The organism is Ottowia sp. oral taxon 894 (assembly GCF_001262075.1).
Lineage (GTDB): Bacteria > Pseudomonadota > Gammaproteobacteria > Burkholderiales > Burkholderiaceae_C > Ottowia > Ottowia massiliensis.
This window is the reverse complement of sequence record NZ_CP012073.1, coordinates 1962401-1987700: the sequence shown is the minus strand read 5'-3', so window position 1 is coordinate 1987700 and position 25300 is coordinate 1962401. Positions and strand designations below refer to the sequence as shown.

The 25300-nt window shown below is 66.9% G+C and carries 25 protein-coding genes and 2 tRNA genes; 14 read left to right on the top strand and 13 right to left on the bottom strand.

The window, feature by feature from the left end; genetic code table 11:
* The first annotated feature begins 3 nt into the window (after positions 1 to 3).
* From ADJ79_RS14300 to ADJ79_RS08630, 6 genes are all read left to right on the top strand, one after another.
* Entirely contained in the window at positions 4 to 291 is a 288-nt protein-coding gene (locus tag ADJ79_RS14300; protein WP_156304105.1) for a hypothetical protein, read from the top strand.
* Complete coding sequence (pth, locus tag ADJ79_RS08650) at positions 288 to 923, top strand: aminoacyl-tRNA hydrolase (protein WP_050715615.1); 636 nt, start codon at positions 288 to 290, stop codon at positions 921 to 923. Before ADJ79_RS14300 ends, pth begins: the two co-directional genes overlap by 4 nt.
* Positions 924 to 1075: 152 nt before the next feature.
* Positions 1076 to 1288: a 30S ribosomal protein S21 gene (gene rpsU / locus ADJ79_RS08645; protein ID WP_012346814.1), complete on the top strand. Its 213-nt coding sequence runs from the start codon at positions 1076 to 1078 to the stop codon at positions 1286 to 1288.
* 94 nt (positions 1289 to 1382) lie between these two features.
* Positions 1383 to 1829 carry a GatB/YqeY domain-containing protein gene (locus tag ADJ79_RS08640; protein ID WP_050715614.1) on the top strand — a complete coding sequence of 149 codons (447 nt, stop codon included), beginning with the start codon at positions 1383 to 1385 and terminating at the stop codon, positions 1827 to 1829.
* Between the two features lie 228 nt (positions 1830 to 2057).
* The gene (locus ADJ79_RS08635) at positions 2058 to 2618 is read left to right on the top strand and encodes an HMA2 domain-containing protein (protein ID WP_050715613.1); all 561 of its coding nucleotides are present in this window, start codon (positions 2058 to 2060) and stop codon (positions 2616 to 2618) included.
* Positions 2619 to 2768: 150 nt separating this feature from the next.
* Positions 2769 to 3410: a DUF6806 family protein gene (locus ADJ79_RS08630; protein WP_050715612.1), complete on the top strand. Its 642-nt coding sequence runs from the start codon at positions 2769 to 2771 to the stop codon at positions 3408 to 3410.
* Positions 3411 to 3637: 227 nt separating this feature from the next.
* On the opposite strand, the gene ADJ79_RS08625 is transcribed toward ADJ79_RS08630, so the two are convergent.
* Both ADJ79_RS08625 and rlmD read right to left on the bottom strand, forming a co-directional pair.
* Positions 3638 to 4828, bottom strand: a complete 1191-nt coding sequence (locus tag ADJ79_RS08625; protein ID WP_050716526.1) for a phosphatase — start codon at positions 4826 to 4828, stop codon at positions 3638 to 3640.
* A gap of 205 nt (positions 4829 to 5033) precedes the next feature.
* On the bottom strand, positions 5034 to 6536 hold the full coding sequence (gene rlmD / locus ADJ79_RS08620; protein ID WP_050715611.1) for a 23S rRNA (uracil(1939)-C(5))-methyltransferase RlmD: 1503 nt from the start codon (positions 6534 to 6536) through the stop codon (positions 5034 to 5036).
* A gap of 122 nt (positions 6537 to 6658) precedes the next feature.
* Here rlmD and ADJ79_RS14295 point away from each other — a divergent pair, with 122 nt between their 5' ends.
* Entirely contained in the window at positions 6659 to 6916 is a 258-nt protein-coding gene (locus ADJ79_RS14295) for a hypothetical protein (protein WP_156304104.1), read from the top strand.
* A 186-nt stretch (positions 6917 to 7102) separates the two neighbouring features.
* Here ADJ79_RS14295 and ADJ79_RS08615 read toward each other — a convergent pair whose 3' ends face one another.
* Both ADJ79_RS08615 and rnr read right to left on the bottom strand, forming a co-directional pair.
* On the bottom strand, positions 7103 to 7678 hold the full coding sequence (locus ADJ79_RS08615; protein ID WP_050715610.1) for an NAD(P)H-dependent oxidoreductase: 576 nt from the start codon (positions 7676 to 7678) through the stop codon (positions 7103 to 7105).
* Between the two features lie 149 nt (positions 7679 to 7827).
* Positions 7828 to 10071, bottom strand: a complete 2244-nt coding sequence (rnr, locus tag ADJ79_RS08610) for a ribonuclease R (protein WP_050715609.1) — start codon at positions 10069 to 10071, stop codon at positions 7828 to 7830.
* Between the two features lie 34 nt (positions 10072 to 10105).
* Between rnr and ADJ79_RS08605 the strand changes: the two genes are divergently transcribed.
* A tRNA-Leu gene (locus ADJ79_RS08605) sits at positions 10106 to 10190 on the top strand.
* A 337-nt stretch (positions 10191 to 10527) separates the two neighbouring features.
* Here the strand turns inward: ADJ79_RS08605 and ADJ79_RS08600 are convergent.
* Genes ADJ79_RS08600 through phaR form a run of 4 tightly spaced genes read right to left on the bottom strand, consistent with a single transcriptional unit; the run spans position 10528 to position 13234 of the window.
* A complete protein-coding gene (locus tag ADJ79_RS08600) occupies positions 10528 to 10920 on the bottom strand; it encodes a lysozyme inhibitor LprI family protein (protein ID WP_050715608.1) in 393 nt (130 codons plus the stop codon).
* 35 nt (positions 10921 to 10955) lie between these two features.
* Positions 10956 to 11219, bottom strand: coding sequence for a putative signal transducing protein (locus tag ADJ79_RS08595; protein ID WP_050715607.1), 264 nt, complete (start codon positions 11217 to 11219; stop codon positions 10956 to 10958).
* Positions 11220 to 11244: 25 nt separating this feature from the next.
* The gene (rimO, locus tag ADJ79_RS08590) at positions 11245 to 12675 is read right to left on the bottom strand and encodes a 30S ribosomal protein S12 methylthiotransferase RimO (RefSeq protein ID WP_050715606.1); all 1431 of its coding nucleotides are present in this window, start codon (positions 12673 to 12675) and stop codon (positions 11245 to 11247) included.
* A complete protein-coding gene (gene phaR, locus ADJ79_RS08585) occupies positions 12650 to 13234 on the bottom strand; it encodes a polyhydroxyalkanoate synthesis repressor PhaR (RefSeq protein ID WP_050716525.1) in 585 nt (194 codons plus the stop codon). Before phaR ends, rimO begins: the two co-directional genes overlap by 26 nt.
* A gap of 326 nt (positions 13235 to 13560) precedes the next feature.
* Between phaR and ADJ79_RS08580 the strand changes: the two genes are divergently transcribed.
* Both ADJ79_RS08580 and ADJ79_RS08575 read left to right on the top strand, forming a co-directional pair.
* Positions 13561 to 14850: an NRAMP family divalent metal transporter gene (locus ADJ79_RS08580; RefSeq protein ID WP_050716524.1), complete on the top strand. Its 1290-nt coding sequence runs from the start codon at positions 13561 to 13563 to the stop codon at positions 14848 to 14850.
* Positions 14851 to 14853: 3 nt separating this feature from the next.
* A complete protein-coding gene (locus ADJ79_RS08575; RefSeq protein WP_050715605.1) occupies positions 14854 to 15612 on the top strand; it encodes a LamB/YcsF family protein in 759 nt (252 codons plus the stop codon).
* 94 nt (positions 15613 to 15706) lie between these two features.
* On the opposite strand, the gene ADJ79_RS08570 is transcribed toward ADJ79_RS08575, so the two are convergent.
* Entirely contained in the window at positions 15707 to 16213 is a 507-nt protein-coding gene (locus ADJ79_RS08570) for a hypothetical protein (RefSeq protein WP_156304103.1), read from the bottom strand.
* A 56-nt stretch (positions 16214 to 16269) separates the two neighbouring features.
* On the opposite strand from ADJ79_RS08570, the gene ADJ79_RS08565 reads away from it, so the two are divergent.
* The 4 genes from ADJ79_RS08565 (at position 16270) to ADJ79_RS08550 (ending at position 21973) form a co-directional block, all read left to right on the top strand.
* Entirely contained in the window at positions 16270 to 17043 is a 774-nt protein-coding gene (locus ADJ79_RS08565) for a putative hydro-lyase (RefSeq protein ID WP_050715603.1), read from the top strand.
* A gap of 122 nt (positions 17044 to 17165) precedes the next feature.
* Positions 17166 to 18869 (top strand): carboxyltransferase domain-containing protein, encoded by a 1704-nt coding sequence (locus tag ADJ79_RS08560; protein WP_050715602.1) that lies wholly within the window; start codon positions 17166 to 17168, stop codon positions 18867 to 18869.
* A complete protein-coding gene (locus tag ADJ79_RS08555; RefSeq protein WP_050715601.1) occupies positions 18866 to 20620 on the top strand; it encodes a biotin carboxylase N-terminal domain-containing protein in 1755 nt (584 codons plus the stop codon). The genes ADJ79_RS08560 and ADJ79_RS08555 overlap by 4 nt, the downstream gene beginning before the upstream one ends.
* A gap of 477 nt (positions 20621 to 21097) precedes the next feature.
* A complete protein-coding gene (locus ADJ79_RS08550) occupies positions 21098 to 21973 on the top strand; it encodes a sulfurtransferase (protein ID WP_050716523.1) in 876 nt (291 codons plus the stop codon).
* A 116-nt stretch (positions 21974 to 22089) separates the two neighbouring features.
* Here the strand turns inward: ADJ79_RS08550 and ADJ79_RS08545 are convergent, their stop codons facing one another.
* The 4 genes from ADJ79_RS08545 to ADJ79_RS08530 form a co-directional block, all read right to left on the bottom strand.
* A complete protein-coding gene (locus ADJ79_RS08545; protein WP_050715600.1) occupies positions 22090 to 22707 on the bottom strand; it encodes a glutathione S-transferase N-terminal domain-containing protein in 618 nt (205 codons plus the stop codon).
* Between the two features lie 217 nt (positions 22708 to 22924).
* Positions 22925 to 23557, bottom strand: a complete 633-nt coding sequence (locus ADJ79_RS08540) for a riboflavin synthase (RefSeq protein ID WP_050715599.1) — start codon at positions 23555 to 23557, stop codon at positions 22925 to 22927.
* A gap of 104 nt (positions 23558 to 23661) precedes the next feature.
* Positions 23662 to 23738, bottom strand: a tRNA-Arg gene (locus ADJ79_RS08535).
* 433 nt (positions 23739 to 24171) lie between these two features.
* Positions 24172 to 25254, bottom strand: a complete 1083-nt coding sequence (locus tag ADJ79_RS08530) for an AraC family transcriptional regulator (protein WP_156304102.1) — start codon at positions 25252 to 25254, stop codon at positions 24172 to 24174.
* Between the last annotated feature and the right edge of the window lie 46 nt (positions 25255 to 25300).

Sequence of the window (25300 nt, the reverse complement as noted above, 5' to 3'; positions counted from 1 at the left end):
TCAATGGCTCCGGGCAATAAAAACGGTTTTTCCAATTTTCTTCTCAACATAAATAGGCATTTATCCAGATCAGGCGCCACGCGTCATGGCGGACAAATCGTCTTTCTGGCCTTAGAAAATCACCAGATATATTTCAATCTCGCCATCGCCCCATTCAATTTGGCTGCGCCTGAAATCAAGACATGCTGCCGGAAGATTTCAAACCTCATGGCCGGCTCCATCCTGACTGGAACCGGCCAGGAAAATACGCCGCTGCAAGAGCAGCGCTTCCACAATAATCGCCGCCCATGATCAAACTCTTTGTTGGCCTGGGCAACCCCGGGCCTGAATATGCCGACACGCGCCACAACGCGGGTTTCTGGTGGATTGACCAGATCGCCCGCCAGCTGGGCGCAACGCTGGCGCCCGAGCGCGCCTTTCACGGCCACGCGGCGCGCGCCAGCGTGCAAGGGCAATCCGTCTGGCTGCTCAAGCCGCAGACGTTCATGAACCTCTCCGGCAAGGCCGTGGCGGCGCTGGCGCGTTTTTACAAAATCGCGCCGCAGGAAATTCTGGTGGCGCACGACGAGCTGGATCTGCCTGCGGGCGAGGCCAAACTCAAGCAAGGCGGCGGCCACGCCGGGCACAACGGCCTGCGCGACATTCATGCGCAACTGGGCAGCGGCGATTACTGGCGGCTGCGCCTGGGCATTGGCCATCCCGGCCACAAGGCGGAAGTGGCGGCCTGGGTGCTGCGCAAGCCGCCGCTGGATGAACGCATCGGCATCGAACAAGCCATGGACCGCGCCGCCCAAGCCTTCCCTTTGCTGGCGGCGAGCGAAATGGCGCAGGCCACGCAGATCATTCACACCAGCAAGCCGCCCCGCCCCAAGCCGCCGCGCAAGCCGCAGCAGGCGGCGCCTGCTCCTGACGTTTCTGAATGAGGCGTGGCTGGCTATAATGCGCGGCTTTGCTGGCAAAAGCCCCGCGGCCACATACTAGTTTCTGAAAGCGGGGCGACTTTTGCGGCGCATGGCGCGGGAGCTGATCTGGCCCGTGCCCGCTGGCCGCACATTCATGGAAAACCTTCATTTAAATGACCACCATCCGTGTGAAAGAAAACGAGCCGTTTGACGTGGCCCTGCGCCGCTTCAAGCGCACCATCGAAAAGCTGGGTCTGCTGACCGAACTGCGCGCCCGCGAGTTCTATGAAAAGCCCACCGCCGAGCGCAAGCGCAAGAAGGCCGCTGCCGTCAAGCGCCACTACAAGCGCGTGCGCAGCATGCAGCTGCCCAAAAAGCTGTACTGAACGCACGGCTCACACGCACGTTTTCAAAAGGCTCGCCGGGGACGCTCAGCGAGCCTTTTTTCATTGGCCCCGCGCCACAAGCCGAAAGTGAAAAATGACCCTCAAGGAACGCATCACTGAAGACATGAAAGCCGCCATGCGCGCCAAGGACAGCGCGCGCCTGGGCGCCATACGCCTGCTGCAAGCGGCCATCAAGCAAAAGGAAGTGGATGAGCGCGTGACGCTGGATGACGCGGCCGTCGCCGCCATCGTGGACAAGCTCGCCAAGCAGCGCAAGGACAGCATCGCCGCCTTCACCCAGGCGGGCCGCCAGGACCTGGCCGACAAGGAAACCGCCGAACTGGCCGTGCTGCAAGCCTATCTGCCCGCGCGCCTGTCCGCCGAAGAAGTGGCCGCCGCCGTCAAGGCGCTGGTGGCTGAAGTGGGCGCCAGCGGCCCCGCCGGCATGGGCAAAGTGATGGGCGCAGCCAAAGCGCGCCTGGCGGGCAAGGCCGACATGGCCGCCGTCTCCGCCGCCGTCAAGGCCGCGCTGGCCGGATAAGGCGCGCCTATCCGGCTTTCTGCTCCTGTTTCGCTTTTGATTCAGGAGCAAATCCAGCGCCTGAAAAACGGCTTTGGCGCAATTTCCACGGGGACATCGCGCTATTGTTCAAGGAGCAAATAGCCTCCTTTCCCGGCAAGCGCGCCGCCAGCGCGGGCAAGGCGCGCCACGCCAGCACAAATGAGCGGCCATTCCTACAATCCGCGCCTTTTTTCCTGAAAGTTCTCCATGAATTCACTCGTGGCCTCGGCTCTGCCGGGGCGCGTGCGCTTGCGCGGGCCGGTGCTGCGGCAAGCGCGGGCGCTGGCCCAGGCGCGCAGCGCCTTGCAGGCGCAGCCGGGCGTGATCCGCGTGCAAACCAATGCCCGCGTGGGCAGCCTGCTGCTGCATTACGACGCGGCCACGCTGCCGCAGCCGCAGGCCGAAGCCTTGCTGGCCGCCGCCGTGCAAGCCGCCTTGCAGCCCGCCGCCAACGATGACGCAGGCGCTGCGGCCCGCCCGTCCAGCCCTGCACCGCGCCAGCCCCGGCAAAACCGCCGCGCAGCCGCCAGCGCCGCGCGGGCGGCCCATCTGAGCGTGCCCGCCGCGCCGCCAGCGCCACACCCGCATCACGCACCCGCGCGCAATGTCATCAACCGCTGGGCCAAGCGCGGCATGCTGCTCACGCTGGGCGCTTCGCTGGCGCTGGCCGCCACGGGGGCCAAGCGCGGGCACGCGGCGCTGGGCGGCGTGTTCGTGCTGCTGCTGGGCGTGCATTTGGCCGTGCACCGCCGCCGCCTGCTCAAGTAAAAAACCGTTCAGAGGCTGGCCGTGTCCGTCCAAGTCCGCCCTTTTGCACCCACGGACGGGCCGTGAACAGGCGCCAAGCCCCCACGGGCATAATCTTTCGCGCTGCGGGCCTGCCCGGCCCGACCGCCTTCACAAACCAAGGAAAACGCCATGAGCGCCAATGACAATGCCTTTGAAATCCATGTGCATGGCGATGTGAAACTGCGCCCCGGCACCCGCCTGGAGGCCATTGAAGAGGCGCTCAAGCCCCTGTGGCAGTACGCGGGCGCGCGCTCGCTGGCTGGCGGCGCAGCCAGCCTGTACGAGGAAGAGCCAGGCATCCGCTACGACACCATCACGCGCACCTTGCAAATGTGCTGGACGGTGGAAGGCGGCGAAGACTTCCGCCAGCAGCTCGATGACCTGTGCATGAACCTCAATGACCTGGCCGAGTACGGCGCGCCTATCGAAGTCTCGTTCTACGACGTGGATTTCGATGAAGACGACGAAGACGAAGGCCGCGAGGCGCGCGATGACTTCGTGCTGCTGTTCATCGGCCCCACGCCGCAGGCCATCATGCAGGTGCAGCGCGACTTGCTCGTGGAAGACGTGGTGCGCCTGATGGAGCGCCATTTCGACAGCGCCGAGCTGGGCGGCGTGGTGCATGCCATTGACCAGCTCTTTGCCAACCGTTTCAACGACCTGACCAGCTCGCTGGACATGAGCCGCCCCCGTGGCGGCTCCGGCAGCCCAGGCGGTTCAGGCAACGCGGGCGGCCACGGCGGCGGGCGCAGGCCGCGCCATCTGCACTGACGCGCTCTTGGCCCACCGCACAAGCGCCGCTTCTCGCGGCGCTTTTTTTCGGCCACGCGCCTGTCAATGCCCATGCGGGAAGGATTTTCAGCTCCTCTATCCATAGCATGATGTCCTAGTGAAAAGGGCGCAAGAGCCATTTTTTGCCCCCTTAGATTTGCTCTTTTTTTTGGTTTCCGGCCCGCCAGCTGGCCAATGACCAGAGCCTCTGCGCCCGGCAGCCCGCTTCAGCCCAGACCAGCCAGCGTTTGCACGGCCTGCACGCGCGCCGCCCGCAGCGCCTGGCCAATCTGCGCGCCCCTGGCTCCGCTGGCGGCGGCCTGGCGGGCGATGGCGGCGGCGTCCACGCTCTGCGCGGCAGCCAGCGCGGCCAGCAGGCGCTGGCGGGGCGGCCAGGGCGCGGCGGAGGGGGCTGGCCCGCCGGGCTTGCAGCCCGCCTCTTTTCCGCCCTGCTCCGCGCGGGCTACGCATTCGCAGGCCAGCAGGGCCTGTTCAAAGCGGGCGGGGCGGCGCAGCGCATCGCCCGCTTGCAGCAGATCAACCAGGGCGGCGGCAGGCAGCGCGGCGCTGGCTTCTATGGCCGGGCGCTGGCGGGTCAGCAGGTCGGCCAGCGCCTGGCAATCGGCGGGCGGGCGCAGGCGTTCGTGCAAGCTGGCAAGCGCGGCGGGGGCGATGTCCGCCGTCAGGCAGGCGTAGCGCGCGGGCAAGGGGGCGTTCAGCCGCGCGGCTTCGTCCAGCGCGCGCTCCAGGCGCGGGCCGTGGGTGATGTATGACGCGGCCAGTTCGGGCAGGGCGGCGGCCAGCGCGCCGCAGCCGTGCAGCACATGCAGCATGCGCGAGGGGCGCGGCTGCATCAGGCCGCGCGCCAGCTCTTGCCACACGCGCTCGGGCACCAGATGGGCGGCTTCGCCTGCTTGCACCATGCTGCGCAGCAGGGCCTGCGTTTCAGGAGCAATGGAAAAGGCGTGAAAGCGCGCGGCAAAGCGCGCCAGGCGCAGGATGCGCACGGGGTCTTCACGGAAGGCATCGGTCACATGCCGCAGCACGCCCGCGCGCAAGTCGCGCAGGCCGCCAAAGGGGTCGATGAGCGCGGCCTCATCGCCTGCCCAGTTCGCGGGGGCGGCAATGGCGTTGATGGTCAGGTCGCGCCGCGCCAGGTCTTCTTCCAGCGTGACGGCGGGGCTGGCCTGCACGGCAAAGCCCCGGTAGCCGGGAGCGCTTTTGCGCTCGGTGCGCGCCAGGGCGTATTCCTCGTGCGTTTGCGGGTGCAGGAAAACGGGAAAGTCCTTGCCCACGGGCACAAAGCCGCGCGCGGCCATGTCTTCGGGCGTGGCGCCCACCACCACCCAGTCGCGGTCGTGCACGGGCAGGCCCAGCAGACGGTCGCGCACGGCGCCGCCAACCATGTAGGTTCGCAAGGGGGGCAAGGGCGTGGCGGAAGCAGTCATGAGGCAGGTTTCCGGACGGCCCGGACGCGCCAGAAGGCATCAAAAACAGAAGCAAATTTTATAGACCGAAAAATAGGCCCTGCGCAGTATTCACTAGGACCTCATGCTATTGATAAAGGAGCAAAAAACCTGCTCGCCCCTTGCCCTGCTCTTTCAGCCCCCTCGCCGCTGCGCTTTACGCCGCCCGCTCGAACACGGCCACGCTTTCCACGTGGGCGGTGTGGGGGAACATGTTCACCACGCCAGCGGCGCGGCAACGGTAGCCCGCCTGGTGCACGAGCAGGCCCGCATCGCGGGCGAGGGTGGCGGGGTTGCAGCTGACGTAAACGATGCGGCGCGGCGGCTGCCAGCTGGCAAAAGCCGCCAGGGTTTGGGCTGAAACGGGCGGCGGCGCTTCGCTGCTTTCGCCTGCTGTTTCGGATGCGTTTTCCGCTGCTGCTTCCGCTGTTGCCGCTGCGCCCAGCCGCGCCTGATGAATGGCGGCCAGCGATTTGGCCAGGGCAAAAGCGCCTTCACGCGGCGGGTCGATCAGCCAGCGCTCGGCCTGGCCGTCGGCCATGAGTTGTCCGGGCGTCATCTCGAACAGGTTGCGGGCGGCAAAGCTCACGGGCGCCAGGCCGGGGCGCTGGTTGGCTTGCAGGTTCTGGCGGGCGCGGGCCACCAGGGCGGGGCTGCCTTCAATGCCCAGCACTTCGCCCGCGCGCGTGGCCAGCGGCAGGGTGAAGTTGCCCAGGCCGCAGAACCAGTCGATCACGCGCTCGCCGCGCTGCGCGTCCAGCAGGCGCAGCGCGCAGCTGACGAGCACGCGGTTGATGTGCGGATTGACTTGCGTGAAGTCGGTGGGGCGAAAGGGCATGGTGATGCCGAATTCGGGCAGGCTGTAGGCCAGCGGCGGGGCGCTTTCACCGCCTTCGCCGTCTTCATCGAGCCGGTGCGCGCTGTCCGGCCCCTTGGGCTGGAGCCACCACTGGATGGGATGCTGGCGGCCCTGCTCGCGGGCGAAGGCGCGCAGGCGCGCCAGGTCGGCCTCGCTCAAAGGCTCCAGATGGCGCAGCACCAGGGCCGTGACGCCATCGCCGCAGGCCACTTCGATTTGCGGGCAGGTGTCGCGCGCGTGCATGCCGGCGATGAGCTGGCGCAGCGGCAGCAGCCAGCCGCTCACATGCGGCGGCAAGATGGCGCAAGAGCGCATGTCGGCGATGTAGCGGCTTTTGCGCTCATGAAAGCCGATGAGCACTTCGCCTTTTTTCACCACATGCCGCACCGACAGGCGCGCGCGCCAGCGGTAGCCCCAGGCGGGGCCGTGGATGGGCGCCAGCACGTTGGCCGGGCGCACTTTGCCCAGCCGCCAGAGGTTGTCTTCCAGCACGCGCTGCTTGACGGCCACTTGCGCGGCGGCGTCCAGATGCTGCATCTTGCAGCCGCCGCACGCGCCCGCGTGCAGGCCAAAGTGCGGGCAGCCGGGGCGCACGCGCTGGCTGCTTTCGCGGTGCACGGCCAGCAAGCTGGCGGCTTCCCAGTTGTTTTTCTTGCGGTGCACGTTGGCAGAGACGATTTCGCCGGGCAGCGCGCCTTCGACGAAGACGACTTTGCCGTCGGGGCGGCGGGCGATGCCTTGCGCGTCCATGTCAAGGGCCTCAATCTCAAGCCAGCCTTCAGGGAGAGGTTCGGTAGTCAAAGAGGGCTACGACAAAGATGTTGAATTGAAAAAAATGGCTGCGGATGGACGCGGTGGTCTGGCTGACGCTTGACTGGTGGCCGGGCGAGCCGTGGGCAGTAAAAAAAGTATCTTGACACAAAGTGTTCACCGCAGGTGTGGGCACGGACAAGCCGATCATCAGCAATGGTCGCCATCGTGCCAGCCCAACGGAACGCCACGGCACAGGCAACCGGCAGCACAGCAAAAAACACATGACTTCATCTGCTCGAAACGCACCAATCAAGGCGTTTTTCCGCGAAGGCGATTCCTTCGAGGGCGCGTGCTTGGGCTGCGTTCACTTCCATTTCTGCAGGACCAACGAATGCTTCAGCGCAGCGCGGCTGCTTGCATTCATCTGAAACGATGCAATGAAAACCGCAGGCGGAGTGCTATTTGACTAATTGCCGGGCACATTTGTAATAAGGTGAGCGGCATATCAAAAGCAGCCTGTAAACCTTGGGGATGGAAATCAGGCGGCTTTGCCCGTGCTGCGGGCTGGTTTCAGTTTTCAGGCAGCCTTTTACCTGTTTCAAGCCACTCGAAAATCAAACGCTTCGGCTTAAATCTTCCAAGAATGCCTTCCGCTGTTCGGCGGTGGATTTGTCCATATTGCCGAAGTTGAGCCATTGGCGTTTGGCAATACCAATGCCTTTCAGGGTGTGGCCCAGCATCGCTTTGCCAATACCGTTGCCGCAAAACCATTTCAGATACCATGTGGGGGCGGTGGATGTGCTGATGACCAGCGCTTCCTTGATGTGAGTCAGATTGCCTTTCAAGCCTGTGGCGGTGGGAACGTAAGCCAATGTTTTGAGAAAAACCTTGTCTTCAAATCCTTTGACAATGGCCGGCATATCCGCCCACCAGACAGGAAAGATGAAAATCAGGCGGCTGGTTGTTTTCAAGATTTCCTGATAACGCAAAACGAGCGGATCCAAGGCTTTCCCCTGGTTAAACAAGGCAAGTTCCTCTTTAGTGTAGGCGGGGTTGAAACCGTCCGCATACAAATCAATCAGCTGATATTTTTCTCCTTTTCCATCCAGTAGCTGCCGCACACGCTGCAAAATGCCGTGATTGAAACTTTCATCGTATGGGTGGGCATAAATAATCGTGGTAAATGACACTTTATACTCCTGGCATGGAAAAGGTTGTGCAGATTGAAAGCGGGTTGGCATTACTTTGACGGAAGCAGTTAAACAGAATGCCTGCTATCCGTTTCATGGGTTCAGGAATAAACGCGCCAGAGCACTCCCGGTGGCCCGCCAGGCCGGATTCAGCGCCTGCCTGATGAGGAGCGTGCGGAAGAACGGGCGGCCCGGGGCTTGGCGGCTCTGGCCGCTTTAGCCGCTTTGGCCGCTTTTGCGGCCCTGGGCTTGCGGTCTGTCTTGGCGGCGGCGGGGCGGGCGGTTTTGCGGCCGGCGGGCGCGTCAGCGGGCGCGGGCGGCCCGTCTGCGCTGGCGGCAGGCAGGCAAAAGTCGATGCGGCGGCCGTCCAGATCGACGCGGGCGACTTGCACGCGCAGCGGCTGGCCCAGGGTGTAGCGCGTGCCGCTGCGCTCGCCGCGCAGCTCTTGCCGGGCTTCGTCAAAGCGGTAGTAGTCGCCAGCCAGTTCCGAGACGTGAATCAGCCCTTCCACGTAAAGGTCTTTCAGGGTGACGAAAAGGCCAAAGCTGGTGACGGCGCTGACCGTGCCTTCAAACACTTCGCCCAGGTGCTGCTGCATGTATTGGCATTTGAGCCAGGCTTGCACGTCGCGGCTGGCTTCGTCGGCGCGGCGCTCGCACGCGCTGCAATGCAGTCCGGCCGCTTCCCAGGCCTGATGGGCCTTGGCGGTTTTGCGCGGGAGGTTTTCCGCCGCGCTGGCCGGGCGGGCGTTTTTTTGCAGGCGCTGGCGGAGTTTTTCATGCGCTTCGCCAAACGCGGGCAGCTTGGGCAGGGCGTATTTGCGGCCCGCGAGCATGGCTTTGATGACGCGGTGCACCAGCAAATCAGGGTAGCGGCGGATGGGGCTGGTGAAGTGCGTGTAGGCGGGGTAGGCTAGGCCGAAGTGGCCGCTGTTGGCGGGGGTGTAGAGGGCCTGGCTCATGGAGCGCAGGAGCACGGCGTGGATTTGGGCGGCGTCGGGCCGGGCGGCGACTTGTTCGGCGATGCGCTGGATGTCGGCAGGCTGCGGCTCATCAGGCACGGCGGCGCGCACGCCCAGGGCGGCCAGGTAGCTGCGCAAGGTGGCGAGCTTGTCGGGCGGGGGCGCGTCGTGCACGCGGAAAAGGCCCTCGCGCTTGCCTTCGAGCATGAAGTCGGCGGCGCAGACGTTGGCGGCGAGCATGGCTTCTTCAATCAGGCGGTGCGCGTCGTTGCGCTCGCGCGGCAGGATTTGCGTGATGCGACCCGCTTCGTCGCAGACGATTTGGGTTTCAACGCTGTCCAGCTCCACCGCGCCGCGCGCGTGGCGGGCGGCCAGCAGTGCGCGGTAAGCGCTGGCGAGGTTTTGCAGCTGGGGCAGCAGGGCTTGCTGCCCGGGCGTGGCGCCGCCGGTCTCGCCTGCGAGCCAGGCGGCGGCCTGCGTGTAGGTCAGGCGCGCGTGGCTGTGGATGACGGCGGGGTAGAACTGGTAGGCGGTGATGGCGCCTTGCCGGTCAATCAGCATGTCGCACACGAGCGCGAGGCGGTCCACCTGCGGGTTGAGCGAGCACAGGCCGTTGCTGAGTTTTTCCGGCAGCATGGGGATGACGCGGCGCGGGAAATAAACGCTGGTGGCGCGCTCGAAGGCGTCCGCGTCGAGCGCGTCGCCGTTGGTCACGTAGTGGCTCACGTCGGCAATGGCCACGAGCAGCCGCCAGCCATTGGGCCGCTTGCCACGGCCTGACGCCACGGCGGGCTGGCAATAGACAGCGTCGTCAAAGTCGCGGGCGTCTTCGCCGTCGATGGTCACAAAGGGCACATCGGTCAAATCAATGCGGCCTTTGCGCTCGGCGGGCTGCACGGCGTCTGGCAGCGCCTGGGCCTGCGCCAGCGCGGCGGGGGAGAACTCGTGCGGCACGCCGAATTTGCGCACGGCAATTTCGATTTCCATGCCCGCGTCGTCCGCGTCGCCCAGCACTTCGGTCACGCGGCCCGTGGGCTGGGCATGCAGCGCCGGCTCGCCCGTGAAGGCGATGACGGCGATTTGCCCTTCGCGCGCGCGGCCCATGCCGCGTTTTTCAAGCAGCACGTCTTGCCCGTAGCGGCGGTCTTCCGGCCGGGCCAGCCACACGCCGCTTTCGCGCACGAGGCGGGCGATGAGCGGGCGCGGCGGGCGGCTGATGATGGACAGCACCCGCCCTTCGGCGCGGCCCTTGCGGTCAAACTGCGTCACGGCGGCGCGCACGCGGTCGCCGTGCAGCACGGCGCGCATTTGCGCGGGCGGCAGGTACAGGTCAGGGCCGCCATCGTCGCGCAGCACGAAGCCGTGGCCGTCGCGGTGGCCCTGCACAGAGCCTTCCAGTTCATTTTTCATGCGTGTTTTGTCTGTTTTCATTTTTATGCTGTAGAATTCGCGCTTTCCCTGAAACGCCCAGGTGGCGGAATTGGTAGACGCACTAGTTTCAGGTACTAGCGGGTAACTCCGTGGAGGTTCGAGTCCTCTCCTGGGCACCACACATGAAGCCTTGCGGCAAAAACCGCAAGGCTTTTTTTTGCCCATTGCATTGCCCATCGCAAGGCTTTTTTTGTCTGCCGCCAGGCGCATGGCCATGCTGGAGGCCGTGGATCGAGCGCCGGATTGCCGCCGCTGGCCGTTTGCAGCGGCCCGCTTTCTTGCTTGGCAACGGCTGCATGGATGGGGGGCATTTTCGCTCCTGTATCAATAGCATGATGTCCTAGTGGAAAGGGCGCAGGCGCCGTTTTTGGCAGGCTCAAATTTGCTCCTTTTTCTGATCTTGTGCGCCTGCCGTCCGGCCCGGCTGGACGGCGCAGGCGGGCGGCGGTTTCGCGCTCAATCAACGATGTAGCCATTCATCAGCCAGTGGCGCAGCGCCTGGCGGCGCTCCATGTGCTGCTGGATCATGCAGGCGTGGTGGCGGCTGTTGCCCGGGGCCCCGGCCTCGCCGCGCAGCGGGGCCAGCCGGTTGCAGTGCTGGCGGGCGGCGCGCCGCCACTGGTTCTGGTCGTTGCGCAGGGCCGGGCGCTCATGGGCGGCCAGCGCGGTGAGCACGTCGCCATACAGCGTTTCGGTGACGGCGCGGGCCGCCTCGAAGTCTTGCAGGGTGCAGGTTTCGGGCGTGCAAGCGCCCTGGGGCGATGCCGCTGGCTGCGCCAGGGCGCTGGCAGCCGTCAGCGCCAGCATGGCCAGCAGGCGGGCCTTGCGGAGGGCTTGGCGAGCGGGCATGGCTCTTTTTCCTTTCGGAGCGGCTTGCGGCGCGTTCACGGCGCTTCGTCCTTCATTTGATCTTCCAGCGCGCGCCCGAATTCGCCGCTTTGCCAGCGGGCGACAAGGGCGCGGGCGGCTTCGGCCTGCTCGGCGGGCACTTGCACGCGCACGCCGCCCAGCGCGGGCGAAACCAGCAGGTCGGCCGTGGCGTGGTGCTCGCCCAGCAGCGTGGCCGCCATGCCTTCGCTGCGCAGCAGGTTGCACACGATGCGCGCATCCCACGGATTGAGTTCGCTGTGGATGGTCGCCAGCTTCATGGTTTCTGCCCTTTCGTGTTGCGGTTCAGATCGGCACGCCCACCAGGTCATGCCCTTCGGCGGCGACGATGCGCGCCTTGGTGAACGCGCCCGCCTTGAGCGTCTTGCTGATTTTTTCGGGCGGCAGCAGGCGCACCACGCCGTCGATTTCGGGCGCGTCGGCGTAGCTGCGGCCCACGCCGCCGCGCCGGCCCTGCGCGGGAGCCGAGTCCACCAGCACCTGCATGACGCTGCCCACGCGGCGGCGCAGGCGGGCAGAGGAGACTTCTTCGGCCACGGCCATGAAGCGGGCGCGGCGCTCCTCGCGCTCTTCGGCGGCCAGCTGGCCCGGCAGTTCATTGGCCGCCGCGCCCTGCACGGGGCTGTAGGCGAAGCAGCCGGCGCGGTCAATCTGCGCCTCGCGCACAAAGTCGAGCAAATGCCGGAATTCGGCCTCCGTCTCGCCCGGGAAACCGGCGATGAAGGTGGAGCGGATGACCAGCTCCGGGCATTGCTCGCGCCAGCGGGCGATGCGCTCGAGGTTTTTTTCGCCGCTGGCCGGGCGCTTCATGCGGCGCAGCACGTCGGGGTGGCTGTGCTGGAAAGGCACGTCCAGATACGGCAGCACGCGGCCCTGTGCCATCAGCGGCAGCACGTCGTCCACGTGCGGGTAGGGGTAGACGTAATGCAGCCGCACCCAGGCGCCGTGCGGCTCGGCCAGCGCGGCCAGCGCCTGCACCAGCTCCAGCAGGCGGGTCTTGATGGGGCGGCCCTCCCAGAAGCCCGTGCGGTACTTCACGTCCAGCCCGTAGGCGGAGGTGTCCTGGCTGACCACCAGCAGCTCTTTCACGCCGCCTTCAAACAGCGCCTTGGCTTCCTTGAGCACGTTGCCAATCGGGCGGCTGACCAGGTCGCCCCGCATGGAAGGGATGATGCAGAACGTGCAGCGGTGGTTGCAGCCCTCGCTGATCTTGATGTAGGCGTAGTGGCGCGGAGTGAGCTTCACGCCCGCCTCGCCCACCACGCCCGGCGTGCCCGGCACCAGGTCGGTGAACGGATCGTGCGGCTTGGGGCAGTGCTGGTGCACGGCGTCCATCACTTCCTGCGTGGCCTGCGGGCCGGTCACGGCCAGCACGCTGGGGTGCAGGCTCTTGACCAGGTTGTCTTCCTCGCCCGGCCGGGCATTGACCGTTTTGCGCGCGCCCAGGCAGCCGGTGACGATGACCTTGCCATTGACGTTCAGCGCCTCGCCAATCGTGTCCAGGCTTTCCTTCACCGCTTCGTCGATGAAGCCGCAGGTATTGACGATGACCAGGTCAGCCCCCTCGAACGACTTGCCCGTCACGTAGCCTTCGGCGGAGAGCTGGGTGATGATGAGTTCCGAGTCCGTCAGGTTCTTCGGGCAGCCCAGGGAGACAAAGCCCACGCGCGGGGCGGGGCCTGGAGCGGATTCAGTCGGGGAGGTCGTCGTGGTCATTCTTGTCGGGTGTCATCGTGGAAGAAGCGGGCCGCAGGCCGAAAGCGCCCAGCACCTGCCCGGCCTGCGCGTGCATCTGCTGCTGCATGTGCGCCAGCAGCGCCTGCGACTGCCCGAAATAGCCGCCCATCACGCCCGGCTGCATGAACGCACGCCAGTTCTCGGGCGAGAGCGACTGCGCCTGCTCGGCCAGCCGCGCCTGCACATCCATCATGGCGTCAATGCTGCGCTCCAGATACGCGCCCATCAGCCCCTGCATGGCGTGGCCGTAAAAGCGGATCAGATTGGCCAGCAGCTGCTCGCTGAACATGGGCGCGCCGCCCGCTTCCTCCTCCAGCATGATCTGAAGCAGGATGCTGCGCGTGAGGTCTTCGCCCGTGCGCGCGTCACGCACCACGAACGGCGCGCGCTGCATCACCAGCGCCCGCACGTCCGCCAGCGTCACGTAGGCAGACGCCTGCGTGTCATACAGCCTGCGGTTGGGATATTTCTTGATGACGCGCTCGCTGCCCTGGGCGTGGCCAGCAGCGCCAGCAGAAGAAGAAGCATGGGAAGGCATGGGCGCGGCGGATTCTAGGCGGCTGCCCGCTTGCTGCAAAAACCATAGCTGCCCGCGCCCATTCCACCAGGACTTGCGGGCGATTTGGCTTGCAATGCCTCGTCTGCAACGCCTGCCTGCCAGGTTCCGTCCGCACGCTTTTGCCGCCGGGCGGCGGAAATCCCTTGGCAGGGTAATTCCCGAGAGGGAAATCCCCATGCGCCACGGCGGCGCTGCGCCCCAACAATCCGCGCCTGTTTTTGCGCGGGGAGCCAGCTCGCGGGGCCTTGCTGCCGCAGCTGGCGCTGCCGTGCGCTTTTTGGCCCCAGCAACAGGAGCAATCCGCCATGAGCCTGCCTTCCGCAGATTCCAACGCGTGCGCAGCGTCCGTCCAACCGTCGGCGTCTGCGTCCAGCGAGCCGACCGAGTTCATTCGCTCGCGGCGCTCGTCCATCATCGCCGCCATTTTTCTGATGGCCACTTCGGCCATCGGCCCCGGCTTCATCACGCAAACAGCCACATTCACCACCAAGCTGGGGGCGGCGTTCGCCTTCGGCATTCTGGCTTCGGTGCTGATTGACTTCGTGGTGCAAATCAACATCTGGCGCATGGTGGCGCTGGCGCGGCGCGATGCCTCCTCGCTGGCCAACGCGGCGCTGCCGGGCAGCGGGCACGTGCTGGCGCTGCTGGTGATGTTTGGCGGGCTGGTCTTCAACGTGGGCAACATCGCGGGCGCGGGCCTGGGGCTGGACGCGCTGATGGGCCTGCCGCCAGCCTGGGGCGGGGCGCTGAGCGCGGCCATCGCGCTGGGCATCTTCGCCTCCAGGCGCGCGGGCATGGCTGTGGACAAGCTCATCATCTTCCTGGGCATTCTGATGATTGCGCTGACGGTGTATGTGGCCATCGTCTCCGGCCCGCCCGTGGGCGAGGCGCTGCGCCAGACCGTGATGCCTGAAGTGGTGGACTGGGTGATGATCACCACCATCGTGGGCGGCACGGTGGGCGGCTACATCACCTACGCGGGCGCGCACCGCCTGCTGGACCGGGGCATGACGGGCGAGGAAAACCTCAAGGCCGTCACCAGCGGCGCGCTCAACGGCATTGCCGTCACGGGCGTGATGCGCTACGTGCTCTTTCTGGCCATTCTGGGCGTGGTCAGCGGCGGCGTGGTCATCGACATCTCCGGCAAGGGCGCGAACCCGGCGGCGCAAGCCTTTCAGGCCGCTGCGGGCAATTTGGGCCTGCGCTTTTTCGGCCTGGTGCTGTGGGCGGCGGCCATCACCAGCGTGATCGGGGCGGCCTACACCTCCATGTCTTTCCTCACGGCCTTCAGGCCCGGCATTTCGGAAAGTGCGCGCAACAAGGCCACGGTGGTGTTCATCCTGGTGTCGCTGGCCGTGTTTCTGGGCCTGGGCAAAGCGCCTTCGGCGCTGCTGGTGTTTGCGGGCGGCTTCAACGGCCTCATCCTGCCGCTGGGCATGACGCTCTTCATGTACGTCGGCTGGGCGCGCCCTGATTTGCTGGGCGGCAAAACCTATTCACGCCCGCTGCTGGCGCTGGGCTCGGCCGTGTGCCTGCTGACCTGGTACATGGGCTACAAATCGTTTGGCGGCGTTTTCAAATTCATCATGGGATAAGGCATGGCGCACATCGATCTGAACAGCGACCTGGGTGAAAGCCTGGGCGCGTGGCGCATGGGCGATGACGAGGCCATGCTCGGCATCGTCACCAGCGCCAACGTGGCCTGCGGCTTTCACGCGGGCGACGCGGCGGGCATCCTGCGCACGCTGCGCGCCGCCGCCGAGCGCGGCGTGAGCGTGGGCGCGCACGTGGCCTACCCCGATCTGGCCGGCTTTGGCCGCCGCAACATGGACGTGGCCAGCGCCGATTTGCGCGCCGATGTCATCTACCAGATTGGCGCACTGCAAGGGCTGGCGCGCGTGGCCGGCACGCAGGTGCGCTACGTCAAGCCGCACGGCGCGCTCTACAACACCATCGCGCACGACGAGCGCCAGGCGGCGGACGTGATCGAAGCCATCCGCGCCATTGATCCCGGCCTGGCGCTGGTGGCGCTGGCTGGCTCGCCCCTGGTGGGCTGGGCGCAAGCGGCGGGCTTGCGCGTGGTGGCCGAAGCCTTTGCCGACCGCGCCTACACCCCGCAAGGCACGCTGGTCAACCGCCGCCAAAGCGGCGCGGTGCTGCACGACGCGCCCCAGGTGGCCGCGCGCATGCTGCGCCTGGTGCAGCACGGCGTGGTGGAAGCCATCGACGGCACGCTCACCCCCATACAGGCCGATTCCATTTGCGTGCACGGCGACAGCCCCGGCGCCGTGGACATGGCCCGCCAGGTGCGCCAAACGCTACTGGAAGCGGGGGTTGAATTGAAGGCGTTCGCGTGAGAAACGCCACTTGAAACGCATCAATAAAAATGCCCCGTCAAATAAAAACGGGGCCTTTTTTGGAAAAACGGTTTTCTGATTATCTGCGCAGGCATCAGCAATTTTCTTCCTGCCGGAAATTGCAGCATCCGATACCGCCACAGCACCGTATTCCCTTCGTGCCGGAACCGCATTGTTTCTCGCAGCAATTGTCTTCATTGCTTTTGAGAAGATCATGCGCCGTCAAATCTGACGCCGTATCGCAAGACGATGATTCCGGAATCTTGCCGCCGATTTTTTCTTCCACCTGCTCCTTCGTCATGGGCGAAATCACCATGTCGATAACGGTATTGAAACGCTCATTCCTGCTTTCAAAATGGAACGGCTTGCCCATTTTGGCAAGAGCAACCCATTCGCTGGCCAGGGACAGGGCGCCATCCGCGCCAGGCACGAAAACCATGCCTGAAACACGGCCAATGCGTTCTCCGCCCTCGTCCGCGCCCACCGGCCCCAGGGTGTAGTCCGCCCGCAAGGCCGCATGATCCCCCGTGAAATCCCCGTGGAATCCCCGTGGAATCCCCGTGGAATGGGCGCAGGCAGCTATCCTTTTTAAAGCGTTCAAGCGGCGCGTCTGTTTTCCGTCTTTTCATTCGTCCATCTTTTTTTCAGGCTTTTTTCATGACTCCAGCCCAATCCGCGCGTCTTGCCTATCGCCAGGGCCTCGTTGCGCCCACGGCGGGCGTGGCGCCCGGCCTGACGCAGGCCAACCTGATCGCCCTGCCCCGCGACTGGGCATGGGACTTTCTGCTTTTCGCCCAGCGCAACCCCAAGCCCTGTCCCGTGCTGGACGTGACTGAGCCGGGCAGCTTCACAACCGTGCTGGCGCAAGGGGCCGACTTGCGCACCGATCTGCCCCTGTACCGCGTGTGGCGCGATGGCCGGCTGGCGGAAGAAACGCCGGATGCGCGCGCGTTCTGGAACGAGCAGCCCGATCTGGTCACGTTCCTGATCGGGTGCAGCTTCACGTTCGAGACGCCGCTGGCGCAGGCGGGCATTGAGGTGCGCCACATCGCGCTGGGCTGCAACGTGCCCATGTTCAAGACAAACATCGCCTGCCGCCCGGCGGGCCGCCTGCATGGGCCGATGGTGGTTTCCATGCGCCCCATCGCGGCCAGCCGCGTGGCCGATGCCTGCCGCATTTCGGGCCGCTACCCCGGCGTGCACGGCGCGCCGGTGCACGTGGGCGATCCGGCGGCCATTGGCATTGCCGATGTGCAGCGGCCCGACTTTGGCGATGCCGTGCCCATCCGCGCGGGCGAAGTGCCCGTGTTCTGGGCCTGCGGCGTCACGCCCCAGGCGGCGGTGATGGCTTCGGGCGTGCCCTTCGCCATCACGCACGCGCCGGGGCACATGTTCATAACCGACGTGGCGGATGAGGCGTATCACGCGTAGCCCGTTTCAGCCCCCTGTTTCAGGCATCAAATCGCCCGCAAGTCCGCATGGAACAAGCGCGGGCAGCTATCAAAACAAGAGCGAAACAGCTCTATCCCGATTTCATCTTCTTTCTTTCCAGCATGAGATTTCTCCCCGTCACCGCAGGCGCTTTGCTTGTCGAGCTGCCCGATCTGCCCCGCACGCTGGCGCTGCTGCGCGCGCTGCAAGCTGGCCCGCCCGAGGGCGTGACCGAAGTCATTCCGGCCGCGCGCACGCTGCTGGTTCATTACGAGCCGTGGCGCCTGGACGATGCGCAACTGGCCGCCGCCGTGGCCGCCATTGCGCAAAAGGCAGAAAGTGCCGCACAAAGTGCAGCAGAAAGCGGCGCGCCGCCTGAAGAAGCGGCCGGGGCGCTGGTGCACATTCCCGTGCGCTACGACGGCGAAGACCTGGCCGAAGTGGCCGCGCATCTGGGCTTGAGCGCAGCGCAAGTCATCGCCCGCCACACGGCGCAGCCCTGGCAGGTGGCCTTTGCGGGCTTTGCGCCGGGCTTTGCCTATTTGAGCGGGGGCGATGCGGTGTTTGACGTGCCGCGCCGCGCCAGCCCGCGCACGCGCATTCCGCCGGGGGCCGTGGCGCTGGCGGGGCGCTTTTCGGGCGTGTACCCGCGCGCCAGCCCCGGCGGCTGGCAGCTGATCGGGCAAACCGAAGTGCCCATGTGGGACCTGGCCCGCACGCCGCCTGCGCTGCTGCAACCGGGCCAGCGCGTGCAGTTTGTGGATGCAGCCACCGAAGCGGGCCGCGAGCTGCTGGAGCGCTGGCGGACGCCATCGCGCTGCGCCGTGGCCGCTTCTTCTTCTGCGCCAGACTCTTGCGCGCCAGACGGGGGCGGCGATGGCGAAGCGCCCGTGCTGGAAGTGCTGGCCCCCGGCTTGCAGGCGCTGGTGCAGGACTTGGGCCGCCCCGGCCAGGCGGGGCAAGGCGTTTCGGCCTCCGGCGCGCTGGACCGGGGCGCTTTTCTGGCTGCCAACCGGCTGGTGGGCAACCATTTCAACGCGCCCGCGCTGGAGCTGCTGCACGGCGGCTTCACCGTGCGCGCGCTGGGGCCTGCCGTGGTGGCCGTCACGGGCGCCGAAGGCCCGCTCACCTTGCGGCGGCAAGACGGCGCGGCCCTGCCCGCTGCGCGCCACGCGCCGCTGGCGCTGCAAGCGGGCGACACCCTTGCGCTGGGCGCGCCTGAAGCGGGGCTGCGCAGCTACCTGGCCGCGCGCGGCGGCTTTGCCGCGCAGCCCGTGCTGGGCAGCTGCGCGAGCGACACGCTGGCGGGCATTGGCCCCGCGCCGCTGGCCGCCGGGCAGCGCCTTGGCCTGGGCCGCCGCGAAAGCCGCCACGGCCCGCTGGCCAGCGTGGCCGCGCACCCCGAAGCCGCTTCGCCGCACCTGCCCCGCCCGGGTGATGCGGCCGCCGTGTGGCTGGACATCACCTTCGGCCCGCGCGCCGACTGGTTCAGCCCGCAAGCGCTGGCGCTGCTGCTGGAGCAGCCCTGGCAAGTCACGCCCCAGTCCAACCGCGTGGGGCTGCGCCTGGCTGGCAGCCAGCCCTTGCAGCGCGCCGCCGCTTTTGAAGGCGCGGAGCTGCCCTCTGAAGGCACGGCGCTGGGCGCGCTGCAAGTGCCCGCCAACGGGCAGCCCGTGCTGTTTCTGGCCGATCACCCGCTCACGGGCGGTTACCCCGTCGTGGGCTGCGTGGCCGCGCACCATCTCGATCTGGCCGCGCAACTGCCTGCGGGCACGCTCATCCGCTTTCGCGCACAAAGTCCTTTTCAGGAAATCTGCCTCTCATGAAAAAAGTCCTCATCGCCAACCGGGGCGAAATCGCCGTCCGCATCATCCGCGCCTGCGCCGACTACGGCGTGGCATCCGTGGCCGTCTATGCCGACGCCGACATCGACGCGCCGCACGCGCGCCTGGCCACTGAAGCCTGGGCGCTGCACGGCGAGCGCCCCGCCGACACCTATCTGAACATCGACAAGCTGATCGGCATCGCCCGCCAAAGCGGCGCCGACGCCGTGCACCCCGGCTACGGCTTTCTCTCCGAAAACGCCCGCTTTGCGCAAGCCGTCATCGACGCGGGGCTGAAGTGGATTGGCCCGCCGCCCGAAGCCATCGCCCGCCTGGGCGACAAAGTCTCGGCCCGCCAAATCGCGCAGCAAGCGGGCGCGCCGCTGGTGGCCGGCACCCCCGGCCCCGTGCAAGACGCGCAGCAAGTGCTGGCCTTTGCCCGCGAACACGGCCTGCCCATCGCCATCAAAGCCGCCTTTGGCGGCGGCGGGCGCGGCCTGAAAGTGGCCTGGCACATGGAAGAAGTGGCCGAGCTGTATCACTCCGCCGTGCGCGAAGCCACCGCCGCCTTTGGCCGGGGCGAATGCTTCGTGGAGCAATACCTGCACCAGCCGCGCCATGTGGAAGTGCAAGTCATGGCCGACGCGCACGGGCGCATCGCCATCCTCGGCACGCGCGACTGCTCCTTGCAGCGGCGCAACCAAAAGCTCGTGGAAGAAGCCCCCGCCCCTTTCCTGAGCGACGCACAGCGCCAGCGCCTGCACCAGGCCGCGCGCGACATCTGCGCCCGCGCGGGCTACGTGGGCGCGGGCACGGCGGAATTTCTGGTCAGCCGCAGCGGCGCCATCTCCTTTCTGGAAGTGAACACGCGCCTGCAAGTGGAGCACCCCGTCACCGAAGAAACCACCGGCTGCGACCTCGTCATCGAACAACTGCGCATCGCCGACGGCCTGCCCCTGTCCGTGCCTGACGAAGCGGCCCCGCGCGGCCACGCCATTGAATTTCGCATCAACGCCGAAGACGTGGCGCGCGGCTTTTTGCCCATGCCCGGCCGCATCACCGCCTTTGCGCCGCCCGGCGGCCCCGGCGTGCGCGTCGACAGCGGCGTGCAAAGCGGCTCGCTCATCGCCCCGCAGTTCGACTCGATGATGGCCAAGCTCATCATCTGGGCGCCCACCCGCGCCCAGGCGCTGGCGCGCGCGCGCCGCGCCCTGGCCGAATTCCACATCGAAGGCGTGCCCAGCGTGCTGCCCTTTCACCGCGCCGTGCTCCAGTCGCCCGCCTTCTGCGCCGAAAACGCCGAAGACTTCACCGTGCACACCCGCTGGATCGAAACCGGCTTTGCCGACGAGCTGGCCAGCCTGCCCGCTGCCCGCCCCGAACCGGCCAGCGCCGCCTTGCTGCGCCTGCCCATCGAAATCGACGGCCGCCGCCACACCCTGGCCCTGCCCGCCGCCCTGCTGGCCGCCCTGCCCGCCAGCGGCGCGCAGCCGGGCGCCAAACCGGGCGGGCAGGCTGGCGGGCCAAGCGACGAGCAGGCAGACGAAAGCGCCATCCCCGCCCCCGCCGCCGCCACGCTCCACGCCTGGAAAGCCGACGACGGCGCCGCCGTGCAAGCCGGCCAGCTCATCGCCGTGATGGAAGCCATGAAGATGGAAATGCAAGTCACCGCCCCCAAAACCGGCGTGCTGCGCCACGCCGTGCCCGCCGGCCAAACCGTGGCCCTGGGCCAGACCATCGGGCGCATCGAGTAGCGGGCAGAAACCCGCCCGCCGCCTGGCCCCGGAAACCTACCCAGAGGCCCGCCGCAAGGAGCGAAAGGCAAACCGGGACGAGCTGCAAGGCGCAAACCTGGCCGCATGCTCTCCCACTCCCACCTCCACAGAAGCCCTGCTTGTCGAAAACAGGAGCAAATCCAGGGGCATTGAATCGGCTCCCGCGCTTATTCCACTAGGACCTCACGCTATGGATACAGGAGCGAATACAGCCCTTCCTTCCCATCCGGCTCGCGGGGTTCTGCGCCTTCGCGCCAGCCGCCTTTTCGCCGCGCGGGGCTTCAAGTCATGCCCCAAGAATCCGCCTGGGTTGCGCCGTATCGCTTGGCTGGCTTTCAGCCTGCCTTGAGAGACGCGGGCCGCGCGCCGCGCGCCGCGCGCTTGCAGCCAGCCGCCCCGCATGGCCGCAGCCCACAATCAGCGCTTTCCTTCACCGCCCTATTTCAGGAGACCGCCATGACGCACCGCTACACCCGCCTCATCACCGCCGAACAGCTCGCGCAGCTGCAAGCCGAAGGCGCGCCACTGATGGTGTTTGACTGCTCCTTCAACCTGTTCGAGCCTGAAGAAGCCGACCGCCTGTTCGCCCAAAGCCACATCGCGGGCAGCCAGCAGGCGCACCTGGAGCGCAACTTGAGCGCCCAGCCCGGCCAAAGCGCCGCCAGCGGCGGCCGCCACCCGCTGCCCACGCGCGAAGCCTTCGCCAGCTGGCTGGGCCGCTGCGGCTTTGCCAACGACATGCAAGCCGTCGTCTACGACCGCAACGGCATGAACTTCTGCGGCCGCCTGTGGTGGATGCTGAAATGGGCCGGGCACGACGCCGTGGCCGTGCTCGACGGCGGCCTGCAAGCCTGGCAGGCCGCAGGCGGCGCGCTGGAAAGCGGCCCGGCCCGCCCGCAGCCCGCCACCCGTTTTGAGCTGAAGCCGCCGCTGCGCCGCCTGCTCACGCAAGCCGAAGTGGCCGCGCGGCTGGGCAGCCCCGCACAAACCCTCATCGACGCGCGCGCCGCCACCCGCTATCTGGGCGAAACCGAGCCGCTGGAAGCTGTGGCGGGCCACATTCCGGGCGCGCTGAACCGCCCCTTTGGCGAAAACCTCACGCCCGAAGGCCGCTTCAAACCCGCCGCCGCCCTGCGCGAGGAATTCACCCGCCTGCTGGCCGGGCGCGATGCCGCCAGCGCCGTCTGCTACTGCGGCAGCGGCGTCAGCACCGTGCCCAACATCATCGCAATGGAGCTGGCCGGCCTGGAGCCGCCCGCCCTCTACGCCGGAAGCTGGAGTGAATGGAGCCGCACACCCGGCGCGGGCGTGGAAACCGGCCCCGCCCGCTAAAAGCCTGTTCACAGTCTGACCGCAGGAGCGAAAAGCGCCGCCCCGGGCGCTTGGCGGCCTTGCGGGCCATCCCGATCCTCTCTTTTGACTCTTGCGGCCAGACTCTGAACAAGCTCTCAAGCCTGCTGCATGCTGCGGCGCAGCTCGCCCACCGCGGCCGGGTGTTTTTCAAGCTGCTCAATGGCCACGGCGCGCACGTCGGCGCGTTCGTTGTAGCGGGCGAAGGCGCGCTGGTTTTCAGCGCTCAGAAACTGCTTGAAGAGCGCCGGATGGCGCAGCTCGGCGTAGGAAAACGCCATGCCCAGCACATGCTGGGCCACTTCATCGCTGGCCGCATCGAGCAGCGGCGCATGCGCCAGGCCCCGGGCCACGGCCTGCCGCGAGCGCTCGATGTGCGGATGCTGCTCGCCCTGGGCGGGCTTGAAACGCTCCAGCGAATACGCCTTGACCACCTGATCGAGCAGCTCGAAGGCATAACCGGCCAGCGCTGCCTGCCGCGCGCCGCGAAAAGGCCGCTCGAACAGGAAGTCAAGAATGAGCGGGCTGTTGACGATGACCACGCCCTCGTCCGTCACCAGGGCCGGCACCTGCGACAGGGGATTGATGGCCGTGAGTTCGGCAGGCGTGGTCCACGGATCGGCGTAGGCCAGCTGCAAATCGTCCAGGCCATGCGCCAGCGCGGCCAGCATGACGATGCGGCTATAGGGCGAGGTGTTGCTGGTAAAGAGCTTCATGACGGTTTCCTTTGCGAAGGGAAAAACAAATGGCGGAGAAACTTCGGGCGGCAGCTCACGCGCCTGGGCACGGCCCCGCGCGCTTTGCGTCTGGCCCGTAGCCCTGATTCAGCCACATCCTCGCGCACGGCAGGGCCGCGCCAGCCCATGCCCATGCTGGCCTTGGTTCAATTGCCGCGTCAGTCCGCGCGGACCCGGGTCGAATGGCAGCAGACGGTTATTGCTTTTGCGGCAGCCAGTCCGGCAGCATGCGCTCCACGTAACGCGCCACGGTGTCGATTTCGAGATTCACCGCGCTGCCCGCTGCCAGCCGGCCCAGCGTGGTGTGCTGCACGGTGTGGGCGATGAGGTTGATGCTGAATTCGCAGCCCTCGGCCGTGTCTTGCACGCTATTGATCGTCAGGCTCACGCCGTTGATGGCGATGGAGCCTTTGTAGGCCACGAATTTCGCCAGCTCGCGCGGCGCCAGCACCCGCAAAAGCCAGCTTTCGCCCACGGGCGCCAGCTGCCGCACCTGTCCGATGCCGTCCACATGGCCGGAGACGATATGGCCGCCCAGCCGGTCCTGGGCGCGCAGGGCTTTTTCCAGGTTCACCGGGCCGGGCGCTGACAGGCCGCAGGTGCGCGCCAGCGATTCCGCTGACACCTCCACGCTGAAGCGGCCCGCTGGCGCATCCAGCGCCGTCACGGTCATGCAGGCGCCGTTGAGCGCAATGCTGTCGCCCAGCGCCACATCGTCCAGGTAGCCCGCAGGCGTTTGCAGCGACAGGCGCACGCCGTAGGCGCTGCCCTGCCCCAGCGGATCCGCTTGCTGGATTTGGCCTATGGCCGTGATGATGCCGGTGAACATGCGCGAACCTCCTTTTTTGCAGCGCCTGCGAAGAAATGAAAGAAAACCAGGCTCCAAACAGAAAAAAGCCCCGCAAACAAGGCGTTTGCGGGGCTTGGAAGAAGTGGCGCGGCTGGCAGGATTCGAACCCACGACCCCTTGGTTCGTAGCCAAGTACTCTATCCAACTGAGCTACAGCCGCGCGAAAATCGGGATTATAGGCACATTTTGGAGCTTCGTCGCCCAGCGGGCGAAAAAGTTCGCGGACTGCGCACAGGCATGGTCTTTTCAGGGCAGCCGAGCGGCCAGACTCGTCTGCCAAAGGCGCCTGTGGAATCAGGTCTGATTTCGCTCTTGTATCTATAGCATGATGTCCTAGTGGAAAAAGCGCAGAAGCCATTTTTCGCCCCTTTAATATGCTCCTGTTTCTGATGAACGGAGCTGCCGCGCTGGCGAAAGCAAGCTGGCTTGAATCGGCATGAGCAGCGCAGCTTCATCCTTGCTTGTCCTGCGCCAGCGCTGCTGTTGCGCGCCTGCGGCCAAACCTTGGGCGGGTTTCACCGACCCATCATCCGCCCGCGCGCCCCGACCGCAGCGGGCGGCCAGCGACAGGCAAGGCGGCTTTCCGGAAATTTTCAGTTCGCGCGCACGTCTGACGGCAGGCAGCCGTGCGCGGCGCGGAAGGCGCGGGCGAAGTGCCCCAGGCTTTGATAGCCGACGTGGCGGGCCACGTCTTGCACGGCGCACGGGCCGCTTTCGAGCAGGGCCAGGGCACAGGCCATGCGCTGCTGGCGCACGAAGGCGGCGATGCCCAGGCCGGTGCGCTGGCGAAAGTGCCGCTTGAGGTAGCACTCGTTCAGGCCCACGCGCCGCGCCAGTTCGGCAATGGAAGGGGCGCGGGCGTATTCGGCGCGCAGGATGTCCACGGCGTCGTCCACGGCGCGCTGCCAGCGGGCGTGGCGGCGGGCGCTGGCTGCGTTGAATGAAGCAGGCGCACTCACGATGGGGCCGTGGTTTGCGGCAGCATCCGTGCCGGGCTGCTCCAGCCACTGGCCAATGAGGGCCAGGGTCAGCCCTTCGATTTGCAGCGCCTGCGCCAACGTGGGCGCGCCGTGGCTGGAAAGCAGCAGGCTCTGAAGCCGGGCGGCGGTTTGCGCCATGCCGGGCGGCAGCGGGCCGTGGCGCTGGAGCTGGCCGGTGTGCTGCTTGCCGCGCAGGCAGCTCTCCAGCCAGCGGGCGGCCTGGCTGTGCAGGCCCTGCAAGTCAGGCGCGCCCAGCCAGCGCTCCAGCAGCGCGCGCGAGGCGGCCACGTGGCAGTGCGAGAAGCCGCCCGCAGACAAGGCCGAGCCGCCTTGCAGCGGGCCGCTTTGGCTGAGCACGCTGCCGGCCGCGCCGCTGTCCAGCCAGCGGCCACGGGCGTCTTGCCACTGGATGCGGCCCGCCAGCGCGACGGTCAGGCCCAGGCAGGGCGCGTAGGGGTCGTCCAGCGTGCCGGGCCTCTCGGCGCGCTGGCGCAGGCGGCCAGCCATGCCGCAAGCCAGCAGGCTGCCGCCCGCCAGCGCTTGCGCGTGCAGCGCACTGTGGCCCAGGGGGTGCTGCACGTGCAGGCTTTGCGCCTGGCGGTCCAGCACGGCGGCTGGCAGCGCACCCGGCGCCATGTGCTGCGCCAGGCTTTCCAGCAGGGTGGGTTCGTGCAAGGGGCGTTGGGAACGGGGCATGGCAGCAGCGCAAAGGCGGAGGGAAAGCGGCCCAGTCTGCCGCGAA

Bases quoted from the DNA above. Each gene is read 5' to 3' on its own strand.
- ADJ79_RS14300 (WP_156304105.1), top strand. From the start codon at position 4: ATGGCTCCGGGCAATAAAAACGGTTTTTCCAATTTTCTTCTCAACATA.
- pth (WP_050715615.1), top strand. From the start codon at position 288: ATGATCAAACTCTTTGTTGGCCTGGGCAACCCCGGGCCTGAATATGCC.
- rpsU (WP_012346814.1), top strand. From the start codon at position 1,076: ATGACCACCATCCGTGTGAAAGAAAACGAGCCGTTTGACGTGGCCCTG.
- ADJ79_RS08640 (WP_050715614.1), top strand. From the start codon at position 1,383: ATGACCCTCAAGGAACGCATCACTGAAGACATGAAAGCCGCCATGCGC.
- ADJ79_RS08635 (WP_050715613.1), top strand. From the start codon at position 2,058: ATGAATTCACTCGTGGCCTCGGCTCTGCCGGGGCGCGTGCGCTTGCGC.
- ADJ79_RS08630 (WP_050715612.1), top strand. From the start codon at position 2,769: ATGAGCGCCAATGACAATGCCTTTGAAATCCATGTGCATGGCGATGTG.
- rnr (WP_050715609.1), bottom strand. From the start codon at position 10,071: ATGAAAACAGACAAAACACGCATGAAAAATGAACTGGAAGGCTCTGTG.
- ADJ79_RS08600 (WP_050715608.1), bottom strand. From the start codon at position 10,920: ATGCCCGCTCGCCAAGCCCTCCGCAAGGCCCGCCTGCTGGCCATGCTG.
- ADJ79_RS08595 (WP_050715607.1), bottom strand. From the start codon at position 11,219: ATGAAGCTGGCGACCATCCACAGCGAACTCAATCCGTGGGATGCGCGC.
- rimO (WP_050715606.1), bottom strand. From the start codon at position 12,675: ATGACCACGACGACCTCCCCGACTGAATCCGCTCCAGGCCCCGCCCCG.
- phaR (WP_050716525.1), bottom strand. From the start codon at position 13,234: ATGCCTTCCCATGCTTCTTCTTCTGCTGGCGCTGCTGGCCACGCCCAG.
- ADJ79_RS08580 (WP_050716524.1), top strand. From the start codon at position 13,561: ATGAGCCTGCCTTCCGCAGATTCCAACGCGTGCGCAGCGTCCGTCCAA.
- ADJ79_RS08575 (WP_050715605.1), top strand. From the start codon at position 14,854: ATGGCGCACATCGATCTGAACAGCGACCTGGGTGAAAGCCTGGGCGCG.
- ADJ79_RS08565 (WP_050715603.1), top strand. From the start codon at position 16,270: ATGACTCCAGCCCAATCCGCGCGTCTTGCCTATCGCCAGGGCCTCGTT.
- ADJ79_RS08560 (WP_050715602.1), top strand. From the start codon at position 17,166: ATGAGATTTCTCCCCGTCACCGCAGGCGCTTTGCTTGTCGAGCTGCCC.
- ADJ79_RS08555 (WP_050715601.1), top strand. From the start codon at position 18,866: ATGAAAAAAGTCCTCATCGCCAACCGGGGCGAAATCGCCGTCCGCATC.
- ADJ79_RS08550 (WP_050716523.1), top strand. From the start codon at position 21,098: ATGACGCACCGCTACACCCGCCTCATCACCGCCGAACAGCTCGCGCAG.
- ADJ79_RS08545 (WP_050715600.1), bottom strand. From the start codon at position 22,707: ATGAAGCTCTTTACCAGCAACACCTCGCCCTATAGCCGCATCGTCATG.
- ADJ79_RS08540 (WP_050715599.1), bottom strand. From the start codon at position 23,557: ATGTTCACCGGCATCATCACGGCCATAGGCCAAATCCAGCAAGCGGAT.
- ADJ79_RS08530 (WP_156304102.1), bottom strand. From the start codon at position 25,254: ATGCCCCGTTCCCAACGCCCCTTGCACGAACCCACCCTGCTGGAAAGC.